A 14,853-nucleotide genomic window follows, 5' to 3' on the forward strand; every position below is an offset into this window, starting at 1 on the left:
GTGGTCATGGGGACGCTGACGGCCTGTTTCGGCGGGGTGATCCGCGACGTCCTGGCCCACGAGCCGTCGATCCTGCTGCGGCGTGAGGTCTATGTCACCGCCGCCCTTGTGGGCGCGGGCGTCTTCGTCATCCTGCAGATGTTCGAGGTTCCGGGCTTCCCGGCGGGACTGGCGGGTTTCGCCGCCGCCTTCGCCATCCGCGCCGGCGCCATCCTCAAGGGCTGGGCGCTGCCGGGCTTCCCGGGGCGCGGGACGCCGGAGGACTAGGCTTTGGGCGGCCAGACCTCGGTGTCGTGGTCGGGATGCTGATAGCTGACCAGGGTGGCATAGAATTCGGCCATCTTCTCCGCCGCCTCGGGCGCCCGCTCGGGCAGGCTCCCCAGGTCATTCACATAGGGCAGGCGGGACTCTGTCCCCACCTGCAGCGCTGGGACGATTTGCGCCGGCGTGTCGAAGGCGCCGATGGCGATGTTGATGGTCCATTTCGGCGACTCAAAGGAGAGCTGGGTTCCGCAGTCGCTGCAGAAGCCGCGCCGGATCAGGTTGGAGCTCTGAAAATACTTCGGGGCCCCGCGGGTCCACGTGAAGTCGTTGGCGTCCACATAGGGACCGTAGAAGCCGCCGAAAGCCTTCTGGCACATGCGGCAGTGACAGATGCTGGGGCGCCCCAGGCTCTGCGCATGGAAGCGCACGGCGCCGCACTGGCAACCGCCCGACCAACCGCTCATTCCGCCGCCTCCAGCACCGCCACGGTTCCAAGCACGCCGGTCCCGTCGTGACCGGTGATCCGCAGGGGAACGATGGCGCCCACGGCAGCCTCGCCGACATAGGCGATCTCGGTGAAGTCCTCGGCCCGGGCGACGCCGTCGCGTTCCACCAGGCCCGTGATTGTCCGACCGATCTGGCGCTGCAGGTGCCGCTCCAGGGCGCGCTGGCCGGCGGCGCGCAGGCGGGCGGCGCGATCCTTGATCACCGGGCGTTGCAGCTGCGGCATCCGCGCGGCGGGCGTGCCCGGGCGGGGGCTGAAGGGGAAGACGTGGAGGAAAGACAGCCCGCCCTCCTCGACGAGGCGAAGGGTGTTTTCGAACATCTCCTCGGTCTCGGTGGGGAAGCCCGCGATGAAGTCGGCGCCGAAGGCGACCTCGGGACGCACGGCGCGGACATCGGCGATCAGCTTCAGGGCGTCGGCGCGGCTGTGGCGGCGCTTCATCCGCTTCAGGATCATGTCGTCGCCGGCCTGCAGGGACAGGTGCAGGTAGGGCATGAGCCGCAGGTTTTCCGCCAGGCAGCGCATCAGGTCCGGGTCGATCTCGGCGGCGTCGATGGAGGAGAGCCGAAGGCGCGGTAGCTCCGGGACCAGCTTCAGGATGCGGGCCACGAGTTGGCCGAGCGTCGGCTGGCCGGGCAGGTCCGAGCCCCAGCTGGTGATGTCGACCCCGGTGAGCACCACCTCGAGATAGCCCTGGGCCGTCAGCTTGCGGACCTGCTCCACCACCTCGCCGGCGGCTGCCGAGCGGGAATTGCCGCGGCCGAAGGGGATGATGCAGAAGGTGCAGCGGTGGTCGCAGCCGTTCTGGACCTCGACATAGGCCCGCGCCCGGTCCTTCAGCCCGTCGATCAGGTGGCCGGCGGTTTCCCGCACGCTCATGATGTCGTTGACCCGAACCCGGCCTTCCGGCGCGCTCGCGGCATAGGCGCCGGCCTCGCTCTTCTCGGCGTTCCCCAGCACGAGGTCCACCTCGGCCATGGCGGCGAAGGCGGCGGGATCGATCTGGGCGGCGCAACCGGTGACGATGACCTTCGCGTCGGGGCGCTCGCGGCGGGCCTTGCGGATCGCCTGGCGCGCCTGGCGCACGGCCTCGCCGGTGACGGCGCAGGTGTTGAAGACGATGGCGTTGGAAAGACCATCCTCCGCCGCGCGAGCCCGGATAACCTCGCTCTCATAAGCGTTGAGGCGGCAGCCGAAGGTGACGATATCGACGCCGTCTGTCATGGCAGCACGCCGGTGAATTCGAGCTCGAGGCCGCCGGTCATAATCACGTGGCCGTCGCTTTCGCGCCACTCGATCACGAGCTCACCACCGTCCAGCTCCAGGGTCGCCTTGCGGTCGGTGAGGCCCCGGCGCGAGGCCGCCACCAGGGCCGCGCAGGCGCCGGTGCCGCAGGCCTTGGTGAGGCCCGCGCCCCGCTCCCAGACTTTCAGGCGAATGCGGTCGCGGGCCTTGATCTGAGCAAAGCCGACATTGACACCTTCGGGAAACAGCCGGTGATGCTCGATCATCGGGCCGACTTCCCGGACGGGGGCGGTCTCGGCGTCGTCCACGAAGAACACCACGTGCGGATTGCCCATGGAGACGCAGCCGGGCGTGTGCAGGTGCGGGGCGTCAATGGGGCCGACCTGGAGTTCTATGCCACGAGTGTCCATCTCCTCTTCCAGGGGGATCTGGGTCCAGTGGAGGCCAGGCTCGCCCATGTCGACGCTGACGGCCTTGTCGCCGGCCCGGCGGGCGGTGAGCACACCGGCCTGGGTCTCGAAGGTCGCCTGGTCCTTGCCCGAGGCCTCCATCAGCAGCCAGCCCACGCAACGGCTGGCGTTGCCGCAGGCGCCCACCTCCTCGCCGTCGGCGTTCCAGAAGCGGACGGCGGCGTCAGCGCGTGTCGACGGATCAATTGAGACAATCTGGTCGCAGCCGATCCCGCCCTCGCGCGACGCGATAGCGCGCACCTCTGCGGCGCTGGGCGCGAAGGGCGCCGATCGGGCCTCGACGACGACGAAGTCGTTGCCGAGCCCGTTCATCTTTAGGAACGGACGGCTCATTGTGGCGGCTATATAGGCGAGAAATCTCCGCCGATCACCTTTGGCGAGACAGGAGCCGCCCCCGGGTCCTAGATTTGGCCCATGAAACGGCTTTTGACCGCGCTGACCGGCGCCCTGCTGCTGGCACCGATGGCGCACGCCCAGACCCCCGCTGACCCCTTCACCTGGCTGGAGGAGGTCGATGCGCCCAAGGCGCTGACCTGGGTCGAGGGTCAGAACGCCAAGTCCGCCAAGCGGCTGGAGGCCGACGCCCGCTACGCGACCTATCTGGCGCAGGCGCGAGCCATCTTCACCGCCAAGGACCGCATCCCTTGGCCGACCTTCCGGGCCGGAGGCGTGGACAATCTCTGGCAGGACGACGCACACGTCCACGGCGTCTGGCGCCACGCGACGCTCGCCTCCTACCGCAGCGCGGAGCCCGTCTGGGAGACCCTGCTGGACCTCGACGCGCTCTCCAACGCCGAGGGCAAGAACTGGATCTGGAAGGGCGCGACCTGCCTCAAGCCCGCCCAGACCCTCTGTCTGGTGGAGCTGTCGGATGGCGGCAGTGACGCCGTCGAGATCCGCGAGTTCGATACGGCGAAGAAGGCCTTTGTCGAGCGCGGCTTCCGCTTCGCCTCGGGCAAGCAGAACCTCGACTGGATCGACCAAGACAGCCTGATGGTCAGCCGCATCTGGACGCCGGGCGACGAGACGCCCTCCGGCTATGCCTACATCGTCCGCAAGGTCACCCGCGATGGGGTGGCGCGCGAGATCTATCGCGGTCAGAAGACCGATGTCGGGGTCACGCCCATCGTGCTGCGCGGGGCGGGCGGCAAGGCCGATGGCCTGCTGGCCCGGCGCGGCCTGACCTTCTTCGAGAATGAATTCGTGCTGCTTGAGGGCGGCCAGACCCTGCCCATCGCCCTTCCGAGAAAGGCCGAGTACCAGGCCTATATCGACGGCCAGGCGATCTTTCAGCTCAAGGAGGCCTGGGGCGGCTTCGCTGCCGGCGCCCTCATCGCCTATGACCTGAAGGCTTTAAGGGCCGGCGCCGCCAAGCCGGAGCTGATCGTCCAGCCTGGCCCGCGCCAGGCGATCAGCGACGTCTATGACACCAAGGGCCGGCTGGTGGTGAACCTGCTGGACGAGGTGAAGGGCGCCGTCGACGCCTATGACCGCAGGGATGGCAGGTGGACGGCCACGCGGCTGGCCCTGCCCAAGGACGCCACCTTCACGGTGCGCTCGGCCTCGGGCGACGACAACCAGCTGCTCGTGGCCGCCGAAGGTTTCCTCGACCCGGCCAGCCTGTGGCTGGCCAACGCGGCGACCGGAAAAGCCGAGCCGGTGAAAGCCCTGCCCGCCCGCTTCCACGCCGCCGCCCATGAGGTGAAGCAGCACTGGGCGACATCGAGCGACGGGGCGAAGATCCCCTATTTTGTGGTGCTGCCGAAGGGCGCGAAGCTGGACGGCTCGCTCCCCACCATCATGTACGGCTATGGCGGGTTCGAGGTGGCCAAGCCGCCGATCTACCTGCCGGAAATGGGCAAGATCTGGCTGGAGCGGGGCGGCGCCTATGTGATCGCAAATATCCGTGGCGGCGGGGAGTTCGGCCCGGCCTGGCACCAGAGCGTGCTGCGGGAGAAACGCCAACTGTCCTTCGACGACTTCGCCGCCGTGGCCAAGGACCTGTCGGCCCGCAAGATCACCTCGGCGCGCAGGCTCGGCATCTATGGCCGCTCCAACGGCGGGGTGCTGACCACGGTCTCCATGACCCAGCATCCCGAGCTGTGGAACGCCATCGTGGTGGAGAGCCCGCTGATCGACATGCTGCGCTATCACAAGCTGTCGGCCGGGGCCTCGTGGATCGGGGAATACGGCGACCCGGATGTCCCGGCTGACCGGGCCTTCATCGAGACGTACTCGGCCTATCAGAACCTGAAATCCGGGGTGAAGTATCCCGAGCCCTATATCACCACCAACACCCGCGACGACCGGGTTCACCCCGGCCATGCGCGGAAGTTCGCCGCCCGGCTGGAGGCGATGGGGGTCCCCTACCTCTATTACGAGCAGACCTTCGGCGGTCACGCCAACGACGCCGATCCGGAGCTGAACGCCCGCCGCTGGGCCCGCCACTACGTGTATCTGGCCCAGAAGCTGATGGACTGACGATGCTGGAGATCACGCCCCTGCGGCCGGAGGACCCGCCGAAGATCGCGAAGGCCTTCACAGACATCGGCTGGGACAAGCCGGAGACGCAGTATGTCCGCTACCTGGCCGAACAGACCGCCGGCGATCGGCCGGTGTTAGTGGCCCGGGTGGACGGGGTGTTCGCGGGCTATCTGACCGTGGTCTGGGTCCCGCAGTACGAGCCCTTCCGCGAGGCGGGGATTCCGGAAATCCAGGACTTCAACGTCCTGCCGCAGTATCGCCGCCGGGGGCTCGGCACGGCTCTGATGGACGCCGCCGAGGCCCTGATCGCCACGCGCTCAAAGACCGCCGGCATCGGAGTTGGCCTCTATCCCGACTACGGTCCGGCCCAGCGCCTCTACGTACTGAGAGGCTACTTGCCCGACGGCCGGGGCATCGCGTGGAACGGCATGAACGTCACGCCGATGCAGGAGGTCATGGTGGACGACGACCTCGCGCTCTACTTCACGCGCGACCTGGGCGGGTCCTAAACCCGCTCGATCTTAGAGGCGGCCTCATCGATGGCCGCAGCGATGGCGTCCACCTGCTCCTCGGTCACGCCGCCGCGCTGCATGCGCAGGCGCAGCGCTGTGCTGAGGTTCTGCATGGCGCGCTGCAATTTGGGACGGGCGCCGGAGGATTGTTCGGCCGCCTCGTCCAGGCGAGCGAAGATGGCGTCCACCGAGGCGCGGTTGGCCTCGAGCGCCACCTTGCCGGGGGCCGTGGCTTCATAGGCCTTGCGTCCGCCCTCGGCGGCGATGGGAACCACGAAGCCCTCGTCTTCCAGCAGGGAAAGGGTGGGGTAGATCACGCCCGGGCTCGGCCGATAGGCGCCTCCGGTGCGTTCCTCGAGCTCGCGCATGACTTCGTAGCCATGGCGGGGCTTCTCGGCCAGCAGGGCCAGGACCAGGAACCGCAGGTCCCCGTGTTCTAGAAGCCGGCCGATGCGGCCGCCACGTTCCCCGCGTCCACCATGACCGCGAAGGTGTCCGCCGAACCCATGGCGGCTGCGATGTTCATGTTTATGGAAAAAGTGTCGATGCATTTTCGATCCTATTTAGACATATCGATATTGCAGATATATCTAACCCAGATCGGAATACAATAGCGATATATCGAAATAGATCGCCTTCGACGATCTGGGGCGGGCGTGACCCGCCCCGGACGCGATCAGGCGTTGGAGATCGCAGTCTCGATATCGCCAATCGCGTGACCGGTCAGGTCCTTGGCCAGCTCGCCCAGCAGCTTGGCTTGCAGGGCCTTGTGGTAGTGCCGGCGAAGTTCGCCCAGGGTCTTTGGCGCGGCGATGATGAACAGGTCGTCGATCTTGCCCCCGAGCACCTGGCTGTTGAGCCAGCCGGCGGTGGAGGCCGCGAATCCGTCCTCGATTTGGGTGCTGTCATCATGGTTGCCCGCGCTGGACCGATGATGGCTTCCGGCGCCGCCGTCGACGTGCGCCAGATCCGCCGCCGGCTGAAGGGTCAGCTTGGGGTTAAGTTCGTCGCCGCCATTGCGGTAGATGTGGAGGGTCGCGCCGTCAGCGACCGCGACAGTCGCGCCCTTGGGAAGTTGCATATCTTGCTCCGGTGAAAGGAAGGTCCTGCCCGGAACGTCTGACACGGCGGATCGGTCCCGCCATGATCTGGCTCAAGCCAGGGCTCACGCCTCGCGAAGCGTTTCGGCCAGCAGGCGGCCCTCGGCGCCCCGGCTGGAGCCGGAGCGCCAGGCCACCACGATCTCGCGGCTGGGGTGGTCGGCCATAATGTGGCGCACCGCGACGTGGGCGGCCGAGGTCAGGCCCGCCTCCACGGCCATGGCCGGCAGGTAGGTGACCCCCAGACCCGATCCCACCATCTGCACCAGGGTGGGCAGGGAGGTGGCGGCGAAGGCCTCCTCGTCGCCGGTGGCCTTGGGAGGCTTCAGCCCGCACGCCGACAGCACGTGGTCACGCAGGCAGTGGCCGTCTTCCAGCAGGATCAGGTCCTCCCCCTCCATCGCCGAGGGCGGAAACTCCAGTTGATTGGCCAGGGGGTGGTCGGCCGGGATAGCGGCCAGCAGCTCGTCGTCGGAGACGTGGGCGTGGGCCAGGCCCTGCATGTCGAAGGGCAGGGCGATGAGGGCGGCGTCGAGCTGGCCGGCCTTCAGGGCGCCGATCAGGCGCTGGGTCAGGTCCTCGCGCAGATACAGCCGCAGCTTGGGAAACCGCGACCGCAGCAGGGGCAGGGCCTTGGGCAGCAGGAAGGGCGCGATGGTGGGGATGACCCCCAGGCGGAACCGGCCCGTCAGGGGCTGGCTGGCGTTCTTGGCCGCCTGCACCAGTTCCTCGGCCTCATTGAGGATGGTGTTGGCTCGGGAAAGCGCGGCCTCCCCCACCGCTGTCAGGATCACGCCGGAGCGGGCGCGGTCCACTACCGGAGCGCCGAGCGTTCGCTCCAGCTCCTGAATGCCCGCCGACAGGGTGGGCTGGGTGACGTGGGCGGCCTCGGCGGCCTTCCCGAACGCCCCGTGCTCGGCGAGGAGCTTGAGGTACTGCAGTTGGCGGATGGTCGGAAGCATGGGTCACCATAGGCTCAGCCTATGGAAAACCCAATGGGGATTGAGTAAGCACAATACCCCGCTCATCCCGGCGAAGGCAGGGACCCAGATTCATCCCGCGCATCGAGAGATGAACCGGGCTGCTTGCGGCGTCTTCTGAGGTCGGGGTGGGTTTCACCTCGATCCCGGCCTTCGCCGGGATGAGCGGATGAGGAGAGGCCTACGCTCCCCTCATCAGCCTGCTGAACCTAGGCCGCCACCGCCTCGGTCGCCGCAGTCGGCAGACGGATGAGATAGTCGAAGGCCGAAAGCGCCGCCTTGGCGCCGTCGCCGGCGGCGATGACGATCTGCTTGAACGGCGTGGTGGTGGCGTCGCCCGCCGCGAAGACCCCGGGGACGGAGGTCGCCCCGTGGCCGTCCACCTCGATCTCGCCGCGCGGGGTGAGCGCGATGGCGCCCTCCAGCCACTCGGTGTTCGGGACCAGGCCGATCTGTACGAAGATTCCCTCGAGTTCGACGGTGTGCAGGCCCTCGGTGGCGCGGTCGCGATAGACCAGGCCGCTGACCTTGGCGCCGTCGCCCAGCACCTCGGTGGTCAGGGCCGAGGTGATGATGGTGACATTGGGCAGGCTGGCGAGCTTGCGCTGCAGGACCGCGTCAGCCCGCAGCTGGCTGTCATATTCGATCAGGGTGACCTGGGCGACGATGCCGGCCAGGTCGATGGCCGCCTCGACCCCGCTGTTGCCGCCGCCGATCACCGCCACGCGCTTGCCCTTGAACAGGGGGCCGTCGCAGTGGGGGCAATAGGCCACGCCGGCGTTGCGGTACTGCTCCTCGCCTGGCACGCCCATCTGCCGCCAGCGGGCGCCGGGCGCCAGGATCAGGGTCTTGGCGCGAAGGGTCGCGCCGCTCTCCAGGACGATCTCGTTGAGGTCCCCGGGGGCGAGGGCGGGGATCAGCCTGGCCGCCTTCTGGAGGTTCATCACGTCGACGTCGTAGTCCTTGACGTGCTGCTCCAGGCCCGAGACCAGCTTGGGGCCCTCAGTGTGGGGCACGGAGATGAAGTTATCGATGGCCATGGTGTCCAGCACCTGGCCGCCGAAGCGCTCGGCCGCCAGCCCGGTGACGATGCCCTTGCGGGCGGCATATACCGCCGCCGCGGCGCCGGCCGGGCCGCCGCCCACCACCAGCACGTCGAAGACGCCCTTAGCGGCGATCTTCTCAGCGTCACGGGCCGCGGCGCCGGTGTCTAGCTTGGCGAGAATCTGCTCCAGGCTCATGCGGCCCTGGTCGAAGGGCTGACCGTTCAGGAGGACGGTGGGGACGGCCATGATCTTGCGCGCCTCGACCTCGTCCTGGAACAGGGAGCCGTCGATGGCGGCGTGACGGATGCGCGGGTTCAGCACGCTCATCAGGTTCAGCGCCTGCACCACGTTGGGGCAGTTCTGGCAGGTGAGCGAGAAATAGGTCTCGAAGGTGAGGTCGGCGTCCAACGCCTTGACCTGCTCGATGACCTCGGCCTCCACCCGGGGCGGGTGGCCGCCGGCCTGCAGCAAGGCCAGCACCAGGGAGGTGAACTCGTGGCCCATCGGGAGCCCCGCGAAGGTCACGCGGGCCGCTGAGCCCTCCGCGCCCACGGTGAAGGACGGGACGCGGCCATCGGTCCCGTCCTCGCGGACGGTCACCTTGTCGGAGGCCTCCGCAATGTCGGCCAGCAGGGCCTTGAGCTCGGCCGACTTGGCCGAGGCGTCGAGGCTGGCCACCAGGACCACCGGGTGGCGCAGGTTCTCCAGGTAGGTCTTGAGCTGGGACTTCAGGCCTTGATCCAACATGACGGACTCCGGTGGGGACGCGGGAATTTCGGGGGAGGGTGCGCCGCCGCCTTTCCGATGAACGGCGGCGGACGCGGGGTAGGCCTTAGATCTTGCCGACCAGGTCGAGGGAGGGGGCCAGGGTGGCCTCGCCTTCCTGCCACTTGGCGGGGCAGACTTCGCCCGGGTGGGCGGCGACGTACTGAGCGGCCTTGACCTTGCGCAGCAGTTCCAGGGCGTCGCGGCCGATGCCGCCGGCGGTGATCTCGACGATCTGGATCTTGCCGTCGGGGTCGACCACGAAGGTGCCGCGGTCGGCGAGGCCGGCCTCTTCGATCATCACGTCGAAGTTGCGGGTGATCACGCCGGTGGGGTCGCCCACCATGACGTAGTCGATCTTCTTCACGGCCTCGGAGGTGTCGTGCCAGGCCTTGTGGGCGAAGTGGGTGTCGGTGGAGACGCTGTAGATCTCCACGCCCAGCTTCTTGAACTCGGTGTAGTTGTCGGCCAGGTCCTCAAGCTCGGTCGGGCAGACGAAGGTGAAGTCTGCGGGATAGAAGAAGACCACCGACCACTTGCCCTTCAGATCGGCGTCCGAGACGGAGATGAACTTGCCGGCTTGGAAGGCGTCGGCCTTGAACGGCTTGATTTCGGTATTGATGAGGGACACGCGAGCTCCTGGTTGGTTCGGGAAGGAGCCCGCTGTCTATATGGCGCCGCAGCATTGGGGAAATTGATAATATAAGTCGTCTGGATAGATTTTATCTATCCAGACGTCCCCGCCCCGTTAGCCCGGCTTGCCGGTTTCGATCAGCGTCTTCAACCGGCCCACCTGTTCGCCGATGACCCCGTCGACCGGCTTGGCCCATTGTTCCGCCAGTCCACCCTTGGCGTAGCCGCCGACGTCGTAGGTGACGGTGAGCACCGTGGTGGTGGGGTCCGCGCCCGCCTTGAAGTTGAAGGCCATGTGACCGCTGGCGCCGGTGAACTGCAGGGGGCCAAGCGCGCCCGAGAGCCGCAGGGCGCCGTCAGCGGCGTAGACCACCGTCATGTGGCGCACGAAGCCGTCCTTGAGCTTCTCGCAGAAGCATCCCGTCACCAGGTCGATGGAGAGGTTGCGGGCGTCACCCGACCAGCTGTGGGCCGAATTCCACCAGCCGCTGGGGGCCAGGGTCGCGGCCCGCACCTTTTCGGGCGGCGCCGCGATGGTGACGACGTGACGACTCTCGAAGCCCTGGGGCGACTGATCGACGACCTCGGCGCGCGCGGCGCCGGCGAGCGACAGGGCGGCCACGGCCGCCAGCACGGTCTTCATGGGATGGCCTCCTTGCTAAGCTTGCTCGAAGCTTAGCGGAGCCCCCCAGAAAGTCTCTACCAGGGTGTGCTGGGCGCCGGGCTTGCCGGTGGTGAGGAAGACCCGACGGCCCGAGTCGCCCGCCGTATATTCCGGATGCTTGGCCAGATAGGCCTCCAGGGCGTCCGCGGTGGCGTCGGGCTGGTGGATGAGCGGCGTGCCCGGCTTCAGCGCCGCGCGGAACATGTCGGCCACCATCTCATAGTGGGTGCAGCCGAGGATGGCGCGGTCAGGCGCCCGGCCAATGCGGGTGCTGATGGCTTTCACGTGGGCCTCGACCACTGTGGCAAGCTCCACGGCTCCGGCGCCGGCCTCGATCATCCGGGCCAGATCGGGACAGGGTTCGGAGAACACCGCCACGTCCTGGCGGCGCTTGTCGATCTCGATTTCATAGACGCGGGAGCGCGCTGTGGCCGGGGTGGCGAACACGGCCAGCACGTCCAGCTTCTCCACCTTGTCGCCCCGGCGTTCGGCCTCATGCTCCCAAGGCAGGCCGGTGGCCGCCTCGATGGTGGGCACGATAATGCCGAGCACGTTCACCGAGCGTTGTTTTTCCTTGCGGTAGCCCGGCAGCCAGGTCTGCTGCAGGCGCCGCAGAGCGACGCCGGAGGCGGTGTTGCAGGCCAGGACCACCAGGTCGCAGTCCCGGTCGAACAGGGCCTCGCAGCCGGCGCGGGTGAGATCGACGATCTCCTCCCCCTCGCGGCCGCCATAGGGCGTGTTGGCCTGATCGGCGAGGTAGATGAGGTCCGCCTGCGGGAAGCGGTCCACCAGCCGGCGGTGCACCGTCAGCCCGCCCACCCCGGAATCGAAAACGCCAATGGCCATGGATCGCGCTTAGCCCTCCGGCGCGGCAGCGTCCAGCGCGCTATCGGGCGGACGGGTTCAGTGAACGTGGTTACCCACTATTGACAATAATGTCAGCCTGACATAGCTGCCATTTTCAAATGGCCAGTTCTCCCCAGGCTGGCTCCTCCTCCTTCCCCTCCTCCCCGAGACCCCCTTAACGCCATGTCTATGCCGCTCTCCGCTCGTCCCGGACTCCCTAAGGACGACCCTGCCTCCACCTGGATCGTCGGTGTCGAAGTCGACCTGGCCACCGCGCTGGCCCTGGCGCGCGCCTCCACCAGGGCCCTGCTGGAACTGTCCCCCCTCGCCCACCGCGAGATCAGCTCGGCCCTGGTCCACGAGATCGGCGTCCTGGAAACCCAGCCAGACCCGCTCTCGGCCGCCGCAGCCCAGGCCCTCAAGCAGTACCTGCCGGAGGCCGCCTGACCCCTCGACGCCCCATGAGGGTCAATCTGGAAGCCCGCGCCGCGGCGGCCGAAAGCCGCCGCGCGCAAACACGCGCGCGCCTGATCGAGGCGGCGATGACGGTGATCACCGAGAAGGGCCCGGAGGCCTCATCCATCGGGGACTTCGTGGCTGCGGCCGGGGTCTCGCGCGGCACCTTCTACAACTACTTCCCCACCTACGAAGACCTGCTCCACGCCCTTAACACCGAAATCTCGGAAGCCCTGGACAAGACCCTGGAGCCCGTCCGGTCAGAGATCGACGACCCCGCAGCGCTGCTCGCCACTGTCACCCACAGGATCTTCGCGGCCTACGCCATCGACCCGGTGCGCGGCTGGCTGGCCCTGCGGATCGAGTCCGCCGCGATTCCGCGCCAGGCGGTATTCGAGGCCCGTTTTGACGCGGTCTACAAGTCGGCCGTGGCCAGCGGCCGGTTCCGCGACTGCGAGGTCGCAGCCGCCCGCAACCTCGCCTTCGGAGCCTTCCGCATGGGCCAGCGCGACATGGTCCTGGGGGCGGTCGCCCCCGATCACGCCGTGGATCTGGTGTCCCTCATCCTGATCGCCTTCGGCCTGACCCCCAGCGAGAGCACCAAGATCAGCCGCGAGGCCTTCAGAGAAGCCAAGGAAGCGACCCGCCGCCCTGACTGATGGGCAAGATTACGGTCCTGTCATGTGACGTACGGTTACATCCTGCCTAAGGTCTCCACTCCTTGAGCAGATTTTCCGGAGTCGCCATGCATCGGCGCACGTTTCTCGCCGCGTCCAGCGCCCTGGCCGCCGCAACCCTGGTCCCGGCGATGAGCCTCGCCGCCGAGGCCGACATCCTCTCCGCGGCCTGGACCGGGCCCTATGGCGGGGTCCCACCCTTCGACAAGGTCAAGGTCGCCCACTTCGCGCCGGCCATCGAGGCGGCCATGGCGGCGGAACTGGCGCAGGTCGAGGCGATCGCCGCCAATCCCGAGCCGCCCACCTTCGCCAACACCATCGAGGCTCTGGAGCGCACCGGCGACGCCAAGAACCGCGTCGACACCCTGATGGGCATCTGGAGCGGCACGCTGTCGACGCCTGAGATGCGGGCGGTGGACAAGGAAATGGCCCCAAAGGACGCGGCCCACGCCGACGCGATCCTGCAGAACGCCGCCCTCTTCAAGCGCATCGAGGCTGTCTACGACACGCGGAAAACCTCGGACCTGACGCCGGAGCAGCAGCGCCTGACCTGGGTCTACTGGAACCGTTTCGTGCGCGCCGGCGCCCGGCTAACCCCAACGGCGAAGGCCCGCATCGGCGTCATCAACCAGGAATTGGCGGGAAACTTCACCGCCTTCAGCCAGAACCTGCTGGCTGATGAGACCAACTACGTCCTGTATCTGCGCACCGAGAGCGAGCTGAAGGGCCTGCCGACCGACGTGCGCGACGCCGCCGCCGCCGCCGCCGCCGAGCGCGGCCACAAGGGCGAATTCGCCATCCTCAACACCCGCTCCTCCATCGATCCGTTCCTGACCTACTCAACCCGCCGCGATCTGAGGGAGAAGGTCTGGCGCTCCTTCTATAGCCGTGGCGACAACGGCGACGCCCACGACAACAACGCCATCATCAAGAAGATCCTCAAGCTGCGGGTCGAGCGCGCCAAGCTGTTGGGCTATCCGACTCACGCCCATTGGCGGCTGGACAACGCCATGGCCAAGACCCCCGAGAACGCCATGGCCCTGATGATGCAGGTCTGGCCTTCGGCCATCGCCCGGGTCCGGGAGGAGGTGGCTGAGATGCAGGCCATCGCCGACAAGGAAAAGGCCGGGGTGAAGATCGAGCCCTGGGACTACCGCTTCTATGCCGAGAAGGTCCGCGCCGACCGCTACAACCTCGATATGAACGAGGTGAAGGCCTACCTGCAGCTCGACAAGTTGCGGGAGGGGATGTTCTGGGCCTCGGGCCAGATCTACGGCTTCACCTACCACCCGGTGACCGACGTGCCCGTCGCCCATCCCGACATCAAGGTCTGGGAGGTGAAGGGCGCCGATGGCGGCCATGTGGGCCTCTGGTACTTCGATCCATATGCGCGGCAGGGCAAGCGCTCGGGCGCCTGGATGAGCGCCTACCGCGCCCAGGAGAAGTTCCGCGGCAAGATCACCACCATCGTCTCCAACAACTCCAACTTCGTGAAGGGCGCGCCCGGCGAGCCGGTCCTGATCAGCTGGGACGACGCCACCACCCTGTTCCACGAGTTCGGCCACGCCCTGCACGGCCTGAACTCCGACGTGACCTATCCCACCCTCGCGGGCACCGCCGTGGCGCGGGACTATGTGGAGTTCCCGAGCCAGGTGAACGAGGAATGGCTGGCGACGCCGGAGGTGCTGAACCGCTTCGCCCTGCACCACCAGACGGGCAAGCCCATGCCCGCCGCCCTGGCCGCCAAGATCGAGAAGGCCCACACCTTCCGCCAGGGCTTCGACGTGACCGAGTACCTGTCCTCTGCTCTCATCGACATGAAGCTGCACCTGGCGGGGGACGTCGACATCGACCCGGACGCCTTCGAGCGCGAGGAGCTGAAGAAGCTGGGCATGCCGAGCGAACTGCCGATGCGCCACCGCACGCCGCAGTTCCAGCACGTCTTCGCCAGCGACGGCTATTCGGCGGGCTACTACAGCTATCTGTGGTCGGAGGTCCTGGCCCACGACGCCTACGGCGCCTTCACCGAGGCGTCGGGCCCCTATGACAAGGCCGTGGCCAAGCGCCTGCACGACAAGGTCATGAGCATCGGCAACACCGTCGACCCGGCCGAGGCCTATCGCAGCTTCCGGGGTCGGGACCCGGACGTGAAGGCCTATCTCCGCGACAAGGGCTTCCCCACCAGCTGACGCGTCAGACCCGGGTT

The 14,853-nt window shown here is 67.6% G+C and carries 16 protein-coding genes; 6 read left to right on the forward strand and 10 right to left on the reverse strand.

Annotated features, from left to right (window positions below):
- Positions 1 to 267 (forward strand): TRIC cation channel family protein (locus RMO97_RS05620; protein ID WP_310539544.1); only part of this gene is annotated, 267 nt, incomplete at its 5' end.
- On the opposite strand, the gene RMO97_RS05625 is transcribed toward RMO97_RS05620, so the two are convergent.
- Genes RMO97_RS05625 through dapF form a run of 3 tightly spaced genes read right to left on the reverse strand, consistent with a single transcriptional unit; the run spans position 264 to position 2,817 of the window.
- The gene (locus RMO97_RS05625) at positions 264 to 728 is read right to left on the reverse strand and encodes a GFA family protein (protein WP_310539545.1); all 465 of its coding nucleotides are present in this window, start codon (positions 726 to 728) and stop codon (positions 264 to 266) included. The two genes, RMO97_RS05620 and RMO97_RS05625, sit on opposite strands and share 4 nt — an antisense overlap.
- Positions 725 to 1,993 carry a tRNA (N(6)-L-threonylcarbamoyladenosine(37)-C(2))-methylthiotransferase MtaB gene (gene mtaB / locus RMO97_RS05630; RefSeq protein ID WP_310539546.1) on the reverse strand — a complete coding sequence of 423 codons (1,269 nt, stop codon included), beginning with the start codon at positions 1,991 to 1,993 and terminating at the stop codon, positions 725 to 727. Before mtaB ends, RMO97_RS05625 begins: the two co-directional genes overlap by 4 nt.
- Positions 1,990 to 2,817, reverse strand: coding sequence for a diaminopimelate epimerase (gene dapF, locus RMO97_RS05635; protein WP_310539547.1), 828 nt, complete (start codon positions 2,815 to 2,817; stop codon positions 1,990 to 1,992). The genes mtaB and dapF overlap by 4 nt, the downstream gene beginning before the upstream one ends.
- A gap of 81 nt (positions 2,818 to 2,898) precedes the next feature.
- On the opposite strand from dapF, the gene RMO97_RS05640 reads away from it, so the two are divergent.
- Together RMO97_RS05640 and RMO97_RS05645 are read left to right on the forward strand one after the other, a co-directional pair.
- The gene (locus tag RMO97_RS05640; protein WP_310539548.1) at positions 2,899 to 4,965 is read left to right on the forward strand and encodes a prolyl oligopeptidase family serine peptidase; all 2,067 of its coding nucleotides are present in this window, start codon (positions 2,899 to 2,901) and stop codon (positions 4,963 to 4,965) included.
- A 2-nt stretch (positions 4,966 to 4,967) separates the two neighbouring features.
- Positions 4,968 to 5,477 (forward strand): GNAT family N-acetyltransferase, encoded by a 510-nt coding sequence (locus RMO97_RS05645; protein ID WP_310539549.1) that lies wholly within the window; start codon positions 4,968 to 4,970, stop codon positions 5,475 to 5,477.
- Here the strand turns inward: RMO97_RS05645 and RMO97_RS05650 are convergent.
- The 7 genes from RMO97_RS05650 to RMO97_RS05680 form a co-directional block, all read right to left on the reverse strand.
- A complete protein-coding gene (locus RMO97_RS05650) occupies positions 5,474 to 6,031 on the reverse strand; it encodes a PadR family transcriptional regulator (RefSeq protein WP_310539550.1) in 558 nt (185 codons plus the stop codon). The two genes, RMO97_RS05645 and RMO97_RS05650, sit on opposite strands and share 4 nt — an antisense overlap.
- A 125-nt stretch (positions 6,032 to 6,156) precedes the next feature.
- Complete coding sequence (locus RMO97_RS05655; RefSeq protein ID WP_310539551.1) at positions 6,157 to 6,561, reverse strand: host attachment protein; 405 nt, start codon at positions 6,559 to 6,561, stop codon at positions 6,157 to 6,159.
- Between the two features lie 84 nt (positions 6,562 to 6,645).
- Positions 6,646 to 7,542, reverse strand: a complete 897-nt coding sequence (locus RMO97_RS05660) for a hydrogen peroxide-inducible genes activator (RefSeq protein WP_310539552.1) — start codon at positions 7,540 to 7,542, stop codon at positions 6,646 to 6,648.
- Between the two features lie 227 nt (positions 7,543 to 7,769).
- Positions 7,770 to 9,353, reverse strand: a complete 1,584-nt coding sequence (gene ahpF, locus RMO97_RS05665; RefSeq protein ID WP_310539553.1) for an alkyl hydroperoxide reductase subunit F — start codon at positions 9,351 to 9,353, stop codon at positions 7,770 to 7,772.
- A gap of 85 nt (positions 9,354 to 9,438) precedes the next feature.
- Positions 9,439 to 10,002, reverse strand: coding sequence for an alkyl hydroperoxide reductase subunit C (gene ahpC / locus RMO97_RS05670; RefSeq protein WP_310539554.1), 564 nt, complete (start codon positions 10,000 to 10,002; stop codon positions 9,439 to 9,441).
- A 117-nt stretch (positions 10,003 to 10,119) separates the two neighbouring features.
- Positions 10,120 to 10,647: an ATPase gene (locus tag RMO97_RS05675; RefSeq protein ID WP_310539555.1), complete on the reverse strand. Its 528-nt coding sequence runs from the start codon at positions 10,645 to 10,647 to the stop codon at positions 10,120 to 10,122.
- Positions 10,648 to 10,662: 15 nt separating this feature from the next.
- Positions 10,663 to 11,514, reverse strand: coding sequence for an aspartate/glutamate racemase family protein (locus RMO97_RS05680; RefSeq protein WP_310539556.1), 852 nt, complete (start codon positions 11,512 to 11,514; stop codon positions 10,663 to 10,665).
- A 183-nt stretch (positions 11,515 to 11,697) separates the two neighbouring features.
- On the opposite strand from RMO97_RS05680, the gene RMO97_RS05685 reads away from it, so the two are divergent.
- The 3 genes from RMO97_RS05685 (at position 11,698) to RMO97_RS05695 (ending at position 14,836) form a co-directional block, all read left to right on the forward strand.
- Complete coding sequence (locus RMO97_RS05685; RefSeq protein WP_310539557.1) at positions 11,698 to 11,961, forward strand: hypothetical protein; 264 nt, start codon at positions 11,698 to 11,700, stop codon at positions 11,959 to 11,961.
- A gap of 14 nt (positions 11,962 to 11,975) precedes the next feature.
- The gene (locus tag RMO97_RS05690) at positions 11,976 to 12,629 is read left to right on the forward strand and encodes a TetR/AcrR family transcriptional regulator (RefSeq protein ID WP_310539558.1); all 654 of its coding nucleotides are present in this window, start codon (positions 11,976 to 11,978) and stop codon (positions 12,627 to 12,629) included.
- Between the two features lie 86 nt (positions 12,630 to 12,715).
- Positions 12,716 to 14,836 (forward strand): M3 family metallopeptidase, encoded by a 2,121-nt coding sequence (locus RMO97_RS05695; protein ID WP_310539559.1) that lies wholly within the window; start codon positions 12,716 to 12,718, stop codon positions 14,834 to 14,836.
- Positions 14,837 to 14,853: the final 17 nt, after the last annotated feature.

The organism is Phenylobacterium sp. (assembly GCF_031425575.1).
Taxonomy (GTDB): domain Bacteria; phylum Pseudomonadota; class Alphaproteobacteria; order Caulobacterales; family Caulobacteraceae; genus Phenylobacterium.

Bases quoted from the DNA above. Each gene is read 5' to 3' on its own strand.
- RMO97_RS05625 (WP_310539545.1), bottom strand. From the start codon at position 728: ATGAGCGGTTGGTCGGGCGGTTGCCAGTGCGGCGCCGTGCGCTTCCAT.
- mtaB (WP_310539546.1), bottom strand. From the start codon at position 1,993: ATGACAGACGGCGTCGATATCGTCACCTTCGGCTGCCGCCTCAACGCT.
- dapF (WP_310539547.1), bottom strand. From the start codon at position 2,817: ATGAGCCGTCCGTTCCTAAAGATGAACGGGCTCGGCAACGACTTCGTC.
- RMO97_RS05640 (WP_310539548.1), top strand. From the start codon at position 2,899: ATGAAACGGCTTTTGACCGCGCTGACCGGCGCCCTGCTGCTGGCACCG.
- RMO97_RS05645 (WP_310539549.1), top strand. From the start codon at position 4,968: ATGCTGGAGATCACGCCCCTGCGGCCGGAGGACCCGCCGAAGATCGCG.
- RMO97_RS05650 (WP_310539550.1), bottom strand. From the start codon at position 6,031: ATGCATCGACACTTTTTCCATAAACATGAACATCGCAGCCGCCATGGG.
- RMO97_RS05655 (WP_310539551.1), bottom strand. From the start codon at position 6,561: ATGCAACTTCCCAAGGGCGCGACTGTCGCGGTCGCTGACGGCGCGACC.
- RMO97_RS05660 (WP_310539552.1), bottom strand. From the start codon at position 7,542: ATGCTTCCGACCATCCGCCAACTGCAGTACCTCAAGCTCCTCGCCGAG.
- ahpF (WP_310539553.1), bottom strand. From the start codon at position 9,353: ATGTTGGATCAAGGCCTGAAGTCCCAGCTCAAGACCTACCTGGAGAAC.
- RMO97_RS05675 (WP_310539555.1), bottom strand. From the start codon at position 10,647: ATGAAGACCGTGCTGGCGGCCGTGGCCGCCCTGTCGCTCGCCGGCGCC.
- RMO97_RS05680 (WP_310539556.1), bottom strand. From the start codon at position 11,514: ATGGCCATTGGCGTTTTCGATTCCGGGGTGGGCGGGCTGACGGTGCAC.
- RMO97_RS05685 (WP_310539557.1), top strand. From the start codon at position 11,698: ATGTCTATGCCGCTCTCCGCTCGTCCCGGACTCCCTAAGGACGACCCT.
- RMO97_RS05690 (WP_310539558.1), top strand. From the start codon at position 11,976: ATGAGGGTCAATCTGGAAGCCCGCGCCGCGGCGGCCGAAAGCCGCCGC.
- RMO97_RS05695 (WP_310539559.1), top strand. From the start codon at position 12,716: ATGCATCGGCGCACGTTTCTCGCCGCGTCCAGCGCCCTGGCCGCCGCA.